This window comes from Mesorhizobium sp. WSM4815 (assembly GCF_055811575.1).
Genome location: NZ_JBVVQS010000098.1, coordinates 241,891 through 257,521, shown reverse-complemented (window position 1 = coordinate 257,521; position 15,631 = coordinate 241,891). Strand labels below are relative to the sequence as shown.

General features: G+C 62.4%; 17 protein-coding genes. 3 read left to right on the top strand and 14 right to left on the bottom strand.

Annotated elements, in window-relative coordinates:
• Window positions 1-17 precede the first annotated feature (17 nt).
• The 7 genes from AC0L2B_RS22365 to AC0L2B_RS22335 form a co-directional block, all read right to left on the bottom strand.
• Window positions 18-833: an ABC transporter permease gene (locus AC0L2B_RS22365; protein ID WP_473746839.1), complete on the bottom strand. Its 816-nt coding sequence runs from the start codon at window positions 831-833 to the stop codon at window positions 18-20.
• Window positions 830-1,672 (bottom strand): ABC transporter ATP-binding protein, encoded by an 843-nt coding sequence (locus AC0L2B_RS22360; RefSeq protein ID WP_473746838.1) that lies wholly within the window; start codon window positions 1,670-1,672, stop codon window positions 830-832. The genes AC0L2B_RS22365 and AC0L2B_RS22360 overlap by 4 nt, the downstream gene beginning before the upstream one ends.
• A gap of 124 nt (window positions 1,673-1,796) precedes the next feature.
• Window positions 1,797-2,726, bottom strand: a complete 930-nt coding sequence (fhmpcd1, locus tag AC0L2B_RS22355; protein ID WP_353682783.1) for a 5-formyl-3-hydroxy-2-methylpyridine 4-carboxylate 5-dehydrogenase — start codon at window positions 2,724-2,726, stop codon at window positions 1,797-1,799.
• Entirely contained in the window at window positions 2,726-3,346 is a 621-nt protein-coding gene (locus AC0L2B_RS22350; protein WP_287259646.1) for a glutathione S-transferase family protein, read from the bottom strand. Before AC0L2B_RS22350 ends, fhmpcd1 begins: the two co-directional genes overlap by 1 nt.
• Window positions 3,347-3,366: 20 nt before the next feature.
• Complete coding sequence (locus AC0L2B_RS22345; RefSeq protein WP_027154168.1) at window positions 3,367-3,774, bottom strand: RidA family protein; 408 nt, start codon at window positions 3,772-3,774, stop codon at window positions 3,367-3,369.
• A gap of 9 nt (window positions 3,775-3,783) precedes the next feature.
• A complete protein-coding gene (locus AC0L2B_RS22340) occupies window positions 3,784-4,917 on the bottom strand; it encodes an LVIVD repeat-containing protein (RefSeq protein ID WP_287259645.1) in 1,134 nt (377 codons plus the stop codon).
• A gap of 72 nt (window positions 4,918-4,989) precedes the next feature.
• Window positions 4,990-6,141, bottom strand: coding sequence for a cupin domain-containing protein (locus AC0L2B_RS22335; protein WP_473746836.1), 1,152 nt, complete (start codon window positions 6,139-6,141; stop codon window positions 4,990-4,992).
• Between the two features lie 26 nt (window positions 6,142-6,167).
• Here AC0L2B_RS22335 and AC0L2B_RS22330 point away from each other — a divergent pair, with 26 nt between their 5' ends.
• Window positions 6,168-6,401, top strand: coding sequence for a hypothetical protein (locus AC0L2B_RS22330; protein WP_287259644.1), 234 nt, complete (start codon window positions 6,168-6,170; stop codon window positions 6,399-6,401).
• Between the two features lie 16 nt (window positions 6,402-6,417).
• On the opposite strand, the gene AC0L2B_RS22325 is transcribed toward AC0L2B_RS22330, so the two are convergent.
• Window positions 6,418-8,046, bottom strand: a complete 1,629-nt coding sequence (locus AC0L2B_RS22325) for a GMC family oxidoreductase (protein WP_473746835.1) — start codon at window positions 8,044-8,046, stop codon at window positions 6,418-6,420.
• Between AC0L2B_RS22325 and AC0L2B_RS22320 the strand changes: the two genes are divergently transcribed.
• Both AC0L2B_RS22320 and AC0L2B_RS22315 read left to right on the top strand, forming a co-directional pair.
• Window positions 8,028-8,936, top strand: coding sequence for a FadR/GntR family transcriptional regulator (locus AC0L2B_RS22320; protein WP_473746834.1), 909 nt, complete (start codon window positions 8,028-8,030; stop codon window positions 8,934-8,936). The two genes, AC0L2B_RS22325 and AC0L2B_RS22320, sit on opposite strands and share 19 nt — an antisense overlap.
• A 46-nt stretch (window positions 8,937-8,982) precedes the next feature.
• Window positions 8,983-10,527, top strand: a complete 1,545-nt coding sequence (locus AC0L2B_RS22315; protein WP_473746951.1) for a GMC family oxidoreductase — start codon at window positions 8,983-8,985, stop codon at window positions 10,525-10,527.
• Between the two features lie 73 nt (window positions 10,528-10,600).
• Here the strand turns inward: AC0L2B_RS22315 and AC0L2B_RS22310 are convergent, their stop codons facing one another.
• The 6 genes from AC0L2B_RS22310 to AC0L2B_RS22285 all read right to left on the bottom strand — a co-directional run bounded on the left by AC0L2B_RS22310 (window position 10,601) and on the right by AC0L2B_RS22285 (window position 15,429).
• Window positions 10,601-11,428 carry an inositol monophosphatase family protein gene (locus AC0L2B_RS22310; RefSeq protein WP_287138000.1) on the bottom strand — a complete coding sequence of 276 codons (828 nt, stop codon included), beginning with the start codon at window positions 11,426-11,428 and terminating at the stop codon, window positions 10,601-10,603.
• Entirely contained in the window at window positions 11,418-12,305 is an 888-nt protein-coding gene (ttcA, locus tag AC0L2B_RS22305; protein WP_287057627.1) for a tRNA 2-thiocytidine(32) synthetase TtcA, read from the bottom strand. Before ttcA ends, AC0L2B_RS22310 begins: the two co-directional genes overlap by 11 nt.
• A gap of 137 nt (window positions 12,306-12,442) precedes the next feature.
• Window positions 12,443-13,060, bottom strand: a complete 618-nt coding sequence (gene rpsD / locus AC0L2B_RS22300) for a 30S ribosomal protein S4 (protein ID WP_023798277.1) — start codon at window positions 13,058-13,060, stop codon at window positions 12,443-12,445.
• A gap of 322 nt (window positions 13,061-13,382) precedes the next feature.
• Window positions 13,383-13,571, bottom strand: a complete 189-nt coding sequence (locus AC0L2B_RS22295) for a DUF3008 family protein (protein WP_023717374.1) — start codon at window positions 13,569-13,571, stop codon at window positions 13,383-13,385.
• Window positions 13,572-13,633: 62 nt separating this feature from the next.
• Complete coding sequence (gene murI, locus AC0L2B_RS22290) at window positions 13,634-14,446, bottom strand: glutamate racemase (RefSeq protein WP_473746833.1); 813 nt, start codon at window positions 14,444-14,446, stop codon at window positions 13,634-13,636.
• 134 nt (window positions 14,447-14,580) lie between these two features.
• Entirely contained in the window at window positions 14,581-15,429 is an 849-nt protein-coding gene (locus AC0L2B_RS22285; RefSeq protein WP_287061876.1) for an RNA methyltransferase, read from the bottom strand.
• Window positions 15,430-15,631 lie beyond the last annotated feature (202 nt).

Sequence of the window (15,631 nt, the reverse complement as noted above, 5' to 3'; positions counted from 1 at the left end):
TGGTTGTTCGAAAGATCCTAGGCCTGGCTGAATTTCGGCGCCCACGGCACCACGACACGCTCAAGAATTTCGGCTGCGTAGTAGAAGGCGATGCCGAGCACTGAAACCAGCAGCAGCGCCGCGAAGACAAGGCCCGTGTCGAGTTGGGTCGACGCGAATTGGATGACGTAGCCGAGCCCGTCCGAGGCTCCGGCAAATTCGCCGACGATGGCGCCGATCACGCTCAGGGTCGCGGCTATCTTGGTCCCGGCCATCAGGCTCGGAAGCGAGTGGGGGACACGGATCCTGAACAGGATCTGGGTCGGGCTGGCGCCGACCGAATTCATCAGCGACAGAAGCGAACGGTCGACCGATTGCATGCCGGCCAGCATCGACAGCGTCACCGGGAAGAAGGCGATGACCAGAATCAGACCGATTTTGGGAGCGAGCCCATAACCGAACCAGAGGATGAAGATCGGCGCCAGCGCGACCTTCGGCACATTCTGGAACAGCACGACGAGCGGGTAGAGCGCGCGGCCCAGCCAATCGAAGCGCACGATGACGAGAGCAAGCGCAATGCCGACTATAACCGAGACAAGAAAGCCAAACAGGATTTCGCCTGCCGTGACCACCGTCGCCTGCATGAGAGTGCCCCACTGCGCGACCAGCGATTTCGCAATCTCGGATGGGGCAGGAACGATAAAGGAAGATATCGAGAATATCCGCACCGCCGCTTCCCACAACACGATCGTCACCAGCAGAAGGATAGCCGCCGGAAGCCAGCTGCTTGTTGCCGCGGCCCAGCCGGAAACCGGTTGCGGCGATGAGAGATTCATGAGGGGTTGCCTGCTCACGTCGCGCCTCCCGGCTGATGACTGGAGCGCAGCATCGTTCGAAGTTGAAGCACCAGCCTGACGAATTCGGGGACTTCGGTCACGGAAGCGTCGCGCGGATAAGGCAGCGGAATGTCCAGGCTCTGGGTAATGCGTCCCGGTTTGATTCCCAGCACATGGACCTGGCGCGACAACTGAATGGCTTCGTCGATCGAATGCGTCACGAAGACGATCGTCTTGCCGGTCCGCTGCCAGATCTCCAGCAGCGACTGGCCCATTGAGTCGCGGGTGATCGCGTCAAGGGCGCCAAACGGCTCGTCCATCAGCAAGACCGCCGGATCGAGCGCCAAAGCCCGGGCGATGGCAACCCGCTGCCGCATGCCGCCAGACAGTTCGTTTGGGCGCTTGTGGGCGGCATCGCCAAGGCCCACCAGTTCCAGCATTTCCCGTCCACGTGCCCGCAGCGCCGAGCGCGACATCGATTTGTCGGCGATGCCGAGCAGCATCGAGGCATTGTCGACGGCGTTTTTCCACGGCAGCAGATTGGCATCCTGAAAGACCAGACCGATCATCCGCTTGCGCGCCGCTTCGCCTGGCGAAACGCCGGCAACCGAGACGCTGCCGCTGCTCGGATTTACCAACCCAGCCAGCACTTTGAGCAGCGTACTCTTGCCGCAACCCGAAGGGCCGATCAGGGAAACGAACGAGCCTTGCGGAACTGCAAGGTCTATATCCCTGAGGATCAGCTGCCGGTTCCGATCCGTGCCCATGACCACCGTAACGCCTTTGGCGGAAATGAGATCGCCGTGGCGGATGTGGGTCGGTCGGCCGCCGGCGGGTCGAATGGTTTCAACCTGCATGGTCGGTCACCCCATGCATCGTGATTGGCCGCAGCTGCGCTGTCTTGATGGCACAGTCCGCATGAACGGCCAACCGGGTGAAGTCTCCGGCATGGCCAGCCTCATGCCTCACTCGTGCCATCGGCTACTCCCGGCCCTCGAGGATGCGGCGCACCGCGACCAGCTTGCGCGCCCGTTCGCCTTGCAGCGCCCTTATCTGTTCGGGCGTGTAGGAGAACATGCCCTCGCCCGACTTGATGCCGAACTTTGATGCACCGGTCTTCTCCAGCACCATCGGCGCCACATCATCCCGATTGGAGAGATCGGCGTTCAGGAACGAAGAGACGGATTTGTAGATATCGAGGCCGGCCATATCGAGCAGCGCCATTGGCCCGATGACGGCGATCTTGTAGCCGATGCCCCAGGATACGCAGGTGTCGAGATCCTCCGGTTCGATGACGCCGCGCTCGACCAGATCCACCGCTTCACGCAGCAGTGCGTAAAGAACGCGATTTTCGACGAAGCCGGGAACGTCTTTCTTCACGACCACCGGCAACAGGCCAATCGAGCGGATCAGGTCGCGTATCGTCGCCACCGTTTCGGGCGCGGTCTTCTCGCCGCCGATCACCTCGATCATCGGAATGATGTGCGGCGGGTTCGACCAGTGCATGCCGACCATTCTCTCGGGGTGCGAGATATGGGCCTGCAGCTTGGTGATCGGAATACCCGACGTATCCGAGGAGACGATCACCGAAGGACCGATCAGCGGGTCGATGGCGCGATAGGTTTCGGCCTTGATGTCGATATTCTCAGGCACATTCTCGATGACCAGTTCCGCACCATCAACGGCCTCGGCGATGGTGCGGGCGAAGCGCACCGTGCCGGCGCCCGTTGCCGGCACCTTGATGTCGAGACGGTCCAGAACCCCGCCGGCGATGTCGAGCATGCCGCGGGCGCGTTCGACCGCGACATCGGAAACATCGTACGCCGCCACGTCGAGCCCGCCGCGCGAAAGCCGCGCGGCGATGCCCGGACCCATCGTTCCCAGTCCGATGAGAGCGGCGCGCTTGATCATCATGCGGCCTTTGCGGGAGCCGCAGCGGTTGCCGCCTTGAAGGCTGGACGAGCGGCGACTGCGGCGACCCAGCGCTCGAGATTGGGCAGCGACGGCCGGTCGATCTTGAAGTCGATGCAGCGTTTCAGGATCGGTGCGCAGGCGATGTCGGCAATGGTCAGCTTTCCCAGCGCCAGGAATTCCTTGCCGGCCAGATGCCCGTCGATGATCTTGAGCTGCGCCACCAGGTCCTTGACCTGTTCCTTGTATTCGGCGGTCTGTTCCTCTGGCGTCAGCTTGGCGCCCTTGAAGGCAGCCATATAGCCGGGATTGACCGCCGCCAGCAGAAAATCCATCCAGCGCTCGACCTCGGTCTTTTCCGCAGGGGTGGCGCCGTTCAGCCGCTCGCCGCCGGATGCCGCGAGATAGCGCAGGATGGTGTTGGACTCCCAGATCACGGTGTCGCCGTCGACCAGCGTCGGGACTTTCGACGTCGGATTAAGCGCCTTGTATTCGGCCGTCTGGGTGTTTTCGAACTGGCGGCCGTAATCCTCGCGTTTGTATGGCGCGCCAAGCTCTTCGAGCATGAAGAGCACCTTTTGAACGTTGCCCGATGTCTGGCGGCCTAAGAGCTTGTACATATCATCTCCTCGATTGTGGCCTACTTGCCGGCCGGCAGCGGCTTGTAGACGATAGCGTCCATTTCGATCTTGGTGTTGATGACGGCCTTTGCCTCCACCGTCGTGCGCGCCAGCACCGCGTCGCCGATCCCTTCGAGAAACGCCTTGTTGTAGCGGCCGAAGTCGCGCGTATCCTCGAGATAGGTGGTGATCCGCACGACATCGGAGAGCGTTGCGCCCTCATCGGCAATGACGCGCGCGATGGTCCTCAGCGTCGCCAGTGTCTCTTCCTCGATCGTGCCGCTGATCATGTTGTTGTTCTCGTCCTTCGGCACCTGGCCGGAGACGAAAATGAAATCGCCGGCACGCACCGCCGGATGAAACGGCAGGTTCGGATTCTTCTTGCCGATGGCGTAGTGGCTGGCGGATTTTCGCGTGCTGTCGCTCAACCTATCCCCCTAGAGAACGCTGGTTTCGATGATATCGACGCCACGGACGCGGTCGATGAGGTAGACGATGCCGCGATCGTCGATGGTGACGTCGTTGGAAGACGATCGCTCGGCGCCCTCAGGCGCATCGGGCACGAAATGGCCGACCTCCTTGGGTGCGAACGGGTCGGCGATGTCGACCAGCCGCAGCCCCTGGGCGAACCATGCAAACGGAATGATGGTGCCCTTGAACCGCTCGGAAGGCTGATGGCAGCCGGTCATTGGCGGTTGTGGTTCGCCATCCGGGTCGAGGCCAGGCACCTGGAAGGTCGAGATCGGCAGCGGGTTCGTTTCGTCGGTGATGTCGTAGATCCAGGTGAAGGCCGGCGGCGAAGCTCGGAGCTTGGCGACATCCTCGTCCGCCACCACCATGATGTTGCGGCCCTTGAGCGGCTGCGGGATCGGCAGGCATGTGTGCGTGGGATGCGGGAAGCTCGGGCTCGAATTGACATGCGAGACAAGCTTCGGCTTCGAAATGTCGGAAATGTCGAGGATGAAAAGGCCGTGATGCCAGTAGCTGACATAGAGCCGGTCGCCCATGCGTAACGGATGGTGGCAGCGCGGCGTGACGTAATCATGCCACGGATACTCTTCGCCGCCGCCGGTCCATTGCCCCGGTATCCACCAGCGGCCGATTTCGACCGGATTTACCGGATCGATCAGGTCGAGGATCATCACGATGTTGCCGACATAGCCGTCGGCAGTCGGCGAGATATAGGCATAGCGGCCGTCATAGTCGTAGCGATGCACGCCATGGCCGCCGGTTATCCACTTCGAGATCAGCCTCGGCTCCGCCGGTCGGGTCGTGTCGTAGAGCGCCAGGCCACCGCCGAAATCGGCCGGGCCCGCATTGCCGAAGCGCTCGTGGTTGATGATCATCAGACCGTCCTGGGCGCGCACCTTGTGCGAGTGCCAGCCGGGCGGAACGTCGATCGTCGCGACCTTCCTGGGATTGCGCGGATCGGAAATGTCGACAAGCGTCGTGCCGCTCGGCGGACGCATGTGGCCGATATAGAGAATGTTGCCGTCGACCCAGACCTGACCACCGCCCGGACAGTCGACATGGCCGATCTGCTTTGTGTTGAACGCCGAAACCAAATGCATCCGCCCTTGCTGCTGAACCGTCTCGTTCGATGTCCGCGCCACTATGGCGGCGCGGACGGTTTCCGCTGCAAACTAGACGATGCGGAGCAGATCGCCGGCCTGGTTGCGGCCCCAGCGCTTGTAGAGCAGCAGCGCCTTCTGTGTCGGCGCATCGGTCGCGCCGAAGAAGATGACCGGCTCGGTCGAGGAGCCATTGACATGCTCGACCCAGCAACCGCCCGGTATGGCGATCGTATCGAACTGGTTCCAGTCGTAGCGCTTGCCATCGATCATCGAATGGCCATTGCCGCGGAACGGCGCCAACAGCAGGCTGGCGGTCTCGCGTTGCGGCAGCGTCTTTTCGCCCGGCCGCAACATCTGCACGTAGAAGTTGATCGTGCGGAAGACCGGGCCGCCGGTGGTGGGGTCGACATAGTCGATGACGATGCCTTCATGCGGATCGCCGTCCCAATCCTTGTGCGCGTCGAGGATCGCTTCCATCTTTTCCCAGCGATAGACATACATCGGCGACGACAGGCCGCCGCCGCGCTTGTGGTCGACGAAGCGCGGCATCAGGCCGCCCTCGCCATAGATTCGCTGCGAATAATCGCTCGGAAAACGCGCGGTCTGCACCTTCTTCTCGACTTCCTTGCCGTCGACCATCTCGGTGTATTTGTGAGCGAAATGCACGGCGTGCAGCGTCTCGACCAGCGGCAGGTCGAGGACAGAAAGGTTGACCGCCTGTTCGCCGCCGACCGTGCCGTGATTGTGCCAGGCGTCGTTCGGCGTCAGCACCATGTCGCCGGGGCCGAAAACCACGTCCTCGCCCTCGACGCCGGTAAAATTACCCTTGCCGGTCAGGCCAAAACGTATGGCGCTCGGCGAATGCTTGTGCGGCGGCATGATCTCGTCCGGATCATTCAGGCGGTAGGCGGTGTACATGGTGCTGACCGAGGCGCGCTTGGGCGCGAGCCCCGGATTGACCAGGATCAGCGACCGGCGCTCGCTGTCGTCCATGGTCACCAGTTCGGCGGCGCGCTGCAGCAGCGGCTCGATATCGGCATAGGACCAGACGAAGGGGATCGCCTTCGAGGTCGCCATGAGCTGCTTGATCTCGTCGTGATCGACGCCTTCCGACGTCGCCCAGAACGGGAACATATTCTTTTCGTAGAGGGCGTCATAAAGGCCCTTCAGCGCTGCCTTCTTGTTGGTGACGGTAAGGTCTGCCGGTTGCGCCAAGGACATCTCTGACACCTCTCTTCACGAAGAAAATGCGTTTAACCAACTCAACCGTATTCGGATTGGTTTTTCTGGACAATCCCAAAACTGAGAATTTTAAAAATTTTTGGTTGAGTGCTTCTATGGAGGCCGAATGGCCCCAAAAGGGGCAAGAAAGTCGAAAAGATGCGAGAAAATGGCCGGCGGATCGTACCATTGCGGCCGTGGCAATCGCTCGGCAGCCCAACCAACTCGAATTTTGTTTTCAACCAAAGGAACTTGGTTGAACCCGGGCGACAGCAATCAGGCGGCCATGCTTTGTTCAGCACGGCCGCGGATCAGGTCCGAGGCCTTTTCGGCGATCATGATGACCGCCGCATTGATGTTGCCGCAAACGAGATCCGGCATCACGGAAGCATCCACCGCGCGAAGGCCGGCAACGCCGCGCACCCGTAGTTGCGGGTCGACCACCGAGCCCGCGTCGACACCCATGCGGCAGGTGCCGGCCGGATGATGCACAGTGATCGAGGTGTTGCGAATATGCTCATCGATCTCATCGTCGCTCTGGCATTGTGAGCCCGGAAGGAACTCCGAGGCGATGAACGGCGTCATCGACGGTTGTGCAGCGAGGTTGCGCGCGACGCGGAAGCCGGCGCGAAGCGACTGCCAGTCGTGCGGCGATGACAGGAAATTCTGGTGGATCAGCGGCGCAGCCAACGGGTCGTTCGACGCCAGTTCCACGCTCCCCCTGCTCTTCGGCTGGACGGCGACGATGCGGGTCGCAAAGCCATCGGCGAAGGGCGCCTTGAATGGCGGCATGTAAGGCCATGCGGCAAGCGGCGCAGCCGTGAAAAGCAGCTGAACATCCGGCAACGGCCGGCTTGCATCGCTTTTCAGAAACGCCACGACCCCGCCGGGCACATCTCCCGAAAAGCCCTTTCCGGTAAAATAGGTCTTGACGAAATCCAGCCCGATACGATCGGCCCGCATCATCTTGTGGAACGGCCCCGGCTGCTTGCGCCGATACATCAGAATGACCGAGACATGGTCCTGCAGGTTCTTGCCGACCTGCGGACGGTCTACTTTCGTCTCGATACCATGCGCGGCGAGCTCGCCGCTATCGCCGATCCCCGACAGCATCAGCAACTGCGGCGTGTTGATGACGCCGCCGGCAAGCACGACCTCATGCCGCGCCAGCACCTGGTGGGTCGCGCCGCCCCTGGTATAGGCGATGCCGGTCGCTCGCCCATCCTTCAGCACGATCCGCGTCGCCATCGCGCCGGTCAGCACCTTGACATTGCTGCGGCGCATGACGGGACGCAGATAGGCCGACGCGGTCGAGCAGCGGCGACCGTTTGCGATCGTCATCTGCAGGCGGCCAAAGCCTTCCTGCACCGGGCCATTGTAATCGTCGGTCTGGGGGTATCCGGCATCCCGGCTCGCCGTAGCGAAGGCATCGATCAGTTCGTCCTTGTAGCGGCAGAACTGCGTGTTCAACGGCCCGCTGCCGCCGCGATAGTCGCTCTCGCCCTTTTCCCAGCGCTCCTGCTTCTTGAAATAGGGCAGCACCTTGTCGAATGACCAATCGGTGAGACCGCTGGCCGCCCAGCGATCGTAATCGCCGCGATTGCCGCGCACATAGGCCATGGCGTTGGTGGAGGAGGAGCCGCCGATGACCTTGCCGCGCGCACATTCGACCTTGCGTCCGCCGACATTGGCCTCGGGCTCGCAGAAATACATCCAGTCGTGACGGCGTTCGGTCAGGATCTTACCCCAGCCGAGCGGGATGTGGATCATCGGATCGCGATCCCAGTCGCCAGCTTCCAGGAGCAGCACGGAAACATCAGGATCTTCGCTCAGGCGGTTTGCAAGCACGCAGCCGGCCGACCCGGCTCCGACAATGACATAGTCGAATGTTTCCCCAAACGGCATGCACTGTCCTCAGGAGAAGACGGCCCCGCCGAGATATGAGCCGTCAAAGAAATAACTGCGGTACTCAACCATCGCGCAACTGGTGTTGTCAACCACCGGGCGCAGATGTAGATTGGTTGAGTTGGTTGAGTGCCGTTCTCATCGATTCCGTGTCACAACTTGATATCGGGACGTCGAGTCGACCGCTGCCGATCAGACAGGAGATTTTGGTTTTGAGCGCATTCGAGCCGCAGATCGTATCATCGGATCTCGACGACATCATCGCAGCGGTCCGCCGCTTGCAGCAGGGCGGCGGCAAGCTTCCTTCCGAGCGTGACCTTGCCGAACATCTCAACGTGAAACGCCATCAGCTTCGCAAGGCGCTCGAGATGCTGCGCCAATCAGGTGATTTGAAACCGGCGCGCGCCAGGCGTGCGCCGACTGCCCTGCCCCGATATGGCGAAGAACTTGTCAGGGTAACCAACCCCATCGAGGTTCTGGAGTTGCGCCTGCTCATGGAACCGGGCCTCGCCCGGCTGGCATCGCTGCGCGCCTCCTCGTTCGAGACGGCCCGGATCATCGATGCGGCAACCACGCCGGAGAATGCCTCGTCGGGCGCGGTCGATTTCGCTTTTCATTCCGCCATCGTCGCTGCCGCCCGCAACCATCTTGCCGCCGAATTCTACAAGATGCTGCGCCAGGTCGGGGTCGATGCGCGGGTCAAGGTCGCACGGGCCGCAGCACCCACCTGCCCTAAGCGGATCGCCGAGCGCGACGGCGAACATCGTCTGATCGCCGAAGCGATCTCGAAACGCGACCCCGAAGCAGCCGAAGCGGCCATGCGCGCGCATTTGCTATCCGTGCAAAGACGAATCACGGAACGGTCGAATGCCGGCGCTTTTGCGGCATGAGCGTCTCGCTTTCCAGCCAGACAGCCTGCTCGCGGGAACTTTCAAATTGATGCGTCATTTCGACGTGCTGGTCGTCGGCGCCGGATCTGCCGGCTCGGTGGTGGCTAGCCGGCTAAGCGAGGACAGCGCGTGCCAGGTCGGCCTGATCGAAGCCGGGGTCATGCCGTCCGATCCCGATATCGCCGACCCGTTGAAATGGACGATGCTGCAGGGCCGCGCCTATGACTGGGCTTATCGGACGGTGCCGCAACCCTTTACCGCAAACCGCGTCCACGAATGGCCGCGCGGAAAGATCGTCGGCGGTTCTAGCTGCCTGCATGCCATGGCCTATGTGCGTGGCCATCCCGATGATTTCCAGCCCTGGGCAGCAGCAGGCGGCGAGCGCTGGTCCTTTTCTGGCTTGTTGCCGGGCTTCGTCCGCAGCGAAGCTTTCACCGCGTTCGATGCGCCGTCGCGCGGCCGCTGCGGACCGTTGGACGTCTATCTGCCGGATGCGGAGGTCAGCCCCGTCGTCCGCGCCTATATCGCCGCTGGACAGGCCATGGGGATCCCCGCCCTGACCGACCACAATAGCGGCGAGCTCGCCGGCACGAGCCCTAATTCGCTGAACATCCGCGCCGGCAAGCGCCTGAGCGTCGCCGACGCCTACCTGCCGCCGGAGGTCATGGTGCGACCGAACCTCGCTCTGCTCCCCGCTCACGAGGTCGATCACCTCGTGCTGGAAGGCCAGCGGGCCACGGATGTGGCTGTCGTGTGCGATGGGGGGAGCATGACGATCTCCGCCGACAGGATCGTTCTTTGTGCAGGCGCGGTGTCGTCGCCGCTCATCCTCATGCGATCGGGCATCGGCGATCCGGATACGCTGAAGCGGGCGGGGATTCGCTGTCGTGCCGACCGGCGCGATGTCGGCCGCAATCTGCAGGACCATCTGCTGGCCCTTGGGAACGTCTACATCACGAAAAAGCCGCTGCCCCCGTCGCGCCTGCAGCACTCGGAATCGCTGATGTATCTGCACGGCAGCGACCCGACCCGTTCGACGGGAAGCCCCGATATCGTACTCGCCTGCGTCGTTGCTCCATCGGCCGCAGTGGGCTTGAATGCACCACCCTACGGCTCGGCTTTCACGATACTATGCGGCGTCACCCAGCCGACCAGTCGTGGGCGCATCGCACCGGGCGGGCCGGGCCGAAACGATGCACCGATCATCGATCCGCATTATCTCGAAACCGAACATGACCGGGCCGTTTTCCGGATAGCGCTGAAGACGGCGCGCGCGATTGGCCATCATCGAGCGCTCGACGAGTGGCGCGATGTGGAAGTCCTGCCGGGATCACAGGTGCAGTCGGACGACGAGCTTGATGCTTTCATCGCCAGCGCTGCCTCCACACATCATCATCCTGCCGGCACGTGCAGGATGGGCGGTGATGCCGACGCAGTCGTCGACCCGGATTTGCGGCTGAACGGCTTCGACAACGTCTTCATCGTCGACGCGTCGGTGATGCCGACGATCCCGAGCGGACCCATCAATGCCGCGGTAGTCGCCACAGCGGAAACCTGGGCGTCAGCTCCGCCTAAAGCGCGTCGCGTTTGACCGCCGCATTAGCGCATGATCCCAAAAATCGGATCGGCCGGGCATGGCCCGAATCGGATCGATCCCAAACGGCCTATTCCGCCCAGAGTTCCCGGCGCAGTTCGCGCCAGCTTGCTTCGTCCGGTGCGACAAGAAGGCCACCGCCGACATGCGACGGCCGGTAGGTGCTGCCGTCGAAACGCGCGGCGTAACCACCGGCCTCGGCATGGATCAGCACACCGGCCAGATGATCCCACGGCATCAGCTTGTTGTAGACGACGAAGTGGGCGTGGCCGCTCGCCAGCAGGCGGTATTCGTGGGCCGCGCAGCGATAGCCGAATTGCGACAAGCATTTCGTCTGGTTGCGCGCCAGCCGTGACCGTTCCGGCTCGGGCATGTATTGCCAGGAAACCGCGCCGGTCATTTGCGAGATCGGCGCAGGCTCGGCGACATGCACCTTCTCCAAAGTGCCATGCGCATGCCGTATGTGGCTGCCAGCACCGCTGGCGCCGATCAGCCAGTCCTTGCCGATGGGATCGTGAATGATGCCGGCGACGGTCTCGCCCTTCACGACGACGCCGAGCATGACGCCGAACAGCGGCACGCCTGAGGCGAAATTGAAAGTGCCGTCGACGGGATCGATGACGAAGGCGAGATCGGCTTCGCCGAGGCCCTGGAGCAGCGCCGGGTCGTCGGAGCAGGCTTCCTCGCCGACGATCATCGCCTGCGGGTAGCGCTCACGCAGCCTGACGGTGATGAGCCGCTCGGCACTCACATCGGCCTCCGTCACCAGATCGGCTGCCGAGGTCTTCTGGCGGACGTCGCCCTCATCCAGCCGGCGAAAGCGCGGCATGATCTCGGCAATGGCAGCGTCGGACAGAAGCGTGGCGAGCCAGTCGATCGCGGTATCGTCAAATGTCATCGGGAATGTCTTGCCTTGCGGTCAGGGTTTCGTTGAGTGCGGCGAAATCGAACAGCTTTCTGTCGAGCAGATGCGAGGGCCGCACATTGGTCATGGCGTGGATCATCGTGTCCTTGCGGCCGGGCATGCGCTTTTCCAGGTCGTCGAGCATCGCCTTCATCGCATTGCGCTGCAAGCCGTCCTGGCTGCCGCACAAATCGCACGGGATGATCGGGAACTTCATGGCGCCGGCGAATTTTTCGAGATCGGCCTCGGCGCAATAGGCAAGCGGCCGCAGCACCATGACGTCGCCGTCGTCGTTGAGCAGTTTTGGCGGCATGGCGGCGAGGCGCCCGCCATGCAACAGGTTCATGAAAAAGGTTTCGAGAATGTCTTCGCGGTGGTGGCCGAGCACCAAAGCCGAGCAGCCCTCCTCGCGCGCGATGCGGTAGAGATGGCCGCGCCTGAGCCGCGAGCACAGCGAACAATAGGTGCTGCCCTGGGGAAGCTTGTCGGTCACCACCGAATAGGTGTCCTGATATTCGATGCGGTGCGCAATGGCGTATGTGTTGAGATAATCGGGCAGAATGTGCTTTGGAAAGTTCGGCTGGCCCTGGTCGAGATTGCAGGCCAGCAGGTCGACCGGCAGCAGCCCGCGCCATTTGAGGTCGAGCAGCAACGCAAGCAGGCCGTAGGAATCCTTGCCGCCGGACAAGGCGACCAGCCAGCGATCGCCGGGCCTGACCATCGAAAAATCGTCGATCGCCTGACGGGCGAGACGCAGCAGCCGCTTGCGCAGCTTGTTGAATTCGACGGAGGACGGCACATCGGCAAACAGCGGATGAAAGCCGCCTGCGGCGTCAGTGATCGGTTCGATTGTTTCTGGCAGCATGTTCATGGCGCGGCGGCCCCAAAAATCCTTGTTGCTGCCCGGAGTAGCGCATCGGCCCGAAAATCGAAATCGATTTTCGGAGCCCCAAAGAAAAGGCCGCCTCGAGGGCGGCCTTCGATGATGTCGCAGATGAAAAAAATCGATCAGCGCGAATAGAATTCGACGACCAGGTTCGGTTCCATCTGCACGGCGAAGGGAACATCCGACAGCCCGGGGATGCGCCCGAAGGACGCCGTCATCTTGTTATGATCGACCTCGATGTAATCAGGCACGTCGCGCTCAGCCAGGCCTACCGATTCCAGGACGATCACCAGCTGCTTCGACTTTTCGCGCACTTCGATGACATCGCCCGGCTTGCAGCGGTACGAGCCGATGTTGACGCGCTTGCCGTTGACATTGATGTGGCCGTGATTGACGAACTGGCGAGCGGCAAAAATGGTCGGCACGAACTTGGCGCGGTAGACGACCGCGTCGAGACGAGACTCGAGCAGGCCGATCAGATTCTCCGAGGTGTCGCCCTTGCGGCGGTTCGCCTCTTCATAGACCTTGCGGAACTGCTTTTCCGACACGTCGCCGTAGTGACCCTTCAGCTTCTGCTTGGCACGCAGCTGCAGGCCGAAATCGGAAAGCTTGCCCTTGCGGCGCTGGCCGTGCTGGCCAGGACCGTATTCGCGCTTGTTGACCGGGGACTTCGGGCGGCCCCAGATGTTTTCGCCGAGACGGCGGTCGATCTTGTATTTCGCGGATTCGCGCTTGCTCATCGCATTCCCTTTCAAAAAGACACACCCGGCACCTCATGGTCCGGGTGAAGGAAACGCGCCCTCCTCTGGCCCCCGTTTTCGAGACCTGACAGGGTTCTCCCACGCAACGCGGCGGAAAACCCACGGGACACGTCATTGCACATAAAGAAACCACCGGACGTTGCGGCCCGGCGTTGGGGGCTGATTAGACGGAGATTTGACTGGTGTCAAGGTCGCGGTAGGCGTCGATGATGGCAGCCGATACGCCGCGGTATCCCCGCGCGCTGTGTGCGGGACCGCGGCTATCCAATCATGGGACCTGTCCTGCGGGTGGGACAAGCGGCTAGTGTTTCGATTTCTTCTCGGGCAGGCCCTTGCGCTTGGTCTCGGCGAACTCCTCGAGCTGCTTTTCGCTCATCGACTTGTACATTCCCTTCGAAGCGCCTTTCAGCTCGCTCTTCTTGGTTTCGCCACGCTTGGCGGACAATGCCGCGCCGGCGGCTTTCTGCTGGGCTTTTGAAGTGGCTGGCATGATCGTTTCTCCCGTCTTGCGATGAGGGAAAAACGCAGCGGTCGTGGTGATGTTCCCAGATATCAGGAAATCGCCAGCCCAAACCCCTGCATCAGGCGGCGAGTCGGGAAATCGACCCGATTCGAGGTGAAGACAGCAAGGTCGGCGCCTTCCGGCAACGCCTCGCCGCGGTGGCTGGCCTCGGCATGCGCGAGCAGCGAGAGCGCCCGCCGTGCGATCGCCTCGGCGGGATCGAGCCAATCGACCGGCCAGGGTGCCGTCTTGCGCATGCGATTGGCCAGAAAGGGATAGTGGGTGCAGGCAAGCACGACGATGTCGGTCCGCAATTCGTCATGTTCGACGAAGCACGGCGCGATCTCGGCACGCACCGCCTCTTCATCGACAAAGCCATCGCGCATATAGACTTCGGCCAGTCCCGCCAGACTATCGCTGCCAACCAGGCGGACATGGCATTTCTGCGCCCATTTGCCGATCAGGTCGCGGGTATACTGGCGCTTGACGGTGCCGGGCGTCGCCAGCACCGAAACCAGCCCGGAGCGCGTGCGTTCCGCTGCCGGCTTGATCGCCGGCACCGTGCCGACGAAAGGATGACCGGGAAATCTTTCGCGCAGCGCATCGATGACCAGAGTCGAGGCGGTGTTGCAGGCGATGACCGAAATGGCCGGCGAAAAACGATCAAGCAGCTTGCCGAACAGCTCCAGCACATGTGCCCTCAGTGCCGCTTCCTCCCAAGCCCCGTAAGGGAAAGCCGCGTCGTCGGCGACATAGACGAAGCGGCGGTCGGGCATCAGCACCCGCGCTTCGCGCAGCACCGTCAGGCCGCCGATGCCGGAATCGAACATCAGGATCGGGCGGACGCTTGAAGGATCGGTCATTGTCATAGTCTACAGGAGAAGGCGGAGAAGGCTGCGGGCCCGCGGCGGGAAGATGGTCACAAATCCCTGATCCATCATTTTGGGATGATGGACCACAGCAAATAACATTCGGTTACGGCTAAAGCCCCTGTCTCTCAGGCCTGGTCCTTGTCTGTCGCCTTGGCGGCGCGGGCCGCTGCCGGAAGCCGCCTTGGATCATCGCCCGGCGATCCGTCGCCGCGCGGCATGGCCGGCGAAAACCTGTCCAGCGATGATATTATGCCGCGCAGCACCTTGAGCTCCGGCTCGGCGAAGCCGGCGCGCGTCAGCACCGCGCGCAGGTTGTCGACCATTTTCGGCTTCTTCGCCGCCGGGCGGAAATAGCCGCGCGCTTCGAGCGCGCCTTCCAGATAGGCGAACAGGCCGTGCAACTGTTCCTTGGTCGCCGGCATCATGTCGGGACTGGAAAAGTTGGTTTTGGTCTCATCTTCCAGGCCCGACTTCATCCACTCATAGGACATCAGCAAGGCGGCCTGGGCGATGTTGAGCGAGGAGAAGGCGGGATCGACCGGGAAGGTGACGATCTCGTCGGCGAGGCCGACCTCGTCATTGTAGAGCCCGAACCGCTCGCGGCCGAACAGAATGCCGGTGCGCTGTCCGGATCGCTGCCGCGCTCTCAGCGCCCTGCCCGCCTCGACCGGTCCGCGCACCGGTTTGAAATTATCGCGCGCGCGCGCCGTGGTGGCGAAGACGAAGTTCAGGTCGGCGACCGCCGAGGCCAGATCGTCATATACTCCAGCGGCATCGATGACGTGGTCGGCGCGGCTCGCGGCAGCGCGCGCCTTTTCGCTCGGCCAGCCGTCGCGCGGATTAACGAGGCGCAGTTCGGACAGACCGAAATTCGCCATGGCGCGCGCGACCATGCCGATATTCTCGCCGAGCTGCGGCTCGACCAGGATGATCGCCGGGCCGGTGGCAGGAAGGATGTCGTTGCTGGCTTGCATTGTCTCAATGAACTGCTGTTTGCGGCATTTCAGCGTCCCCTGCCATATCCGGCCGCGAAAATGAAGCTTTGGCAGGCAACGCCCGATGCCAGGGGCAAGCCCGCTGGCGCGGATCGCCGTTTGCGCGGCCAAAAATGCTTTGATATACGGGCCGCATCCCCGGCCAAAGCCATGCGGGCAAGGCCGTTCCGATCCCCAACAA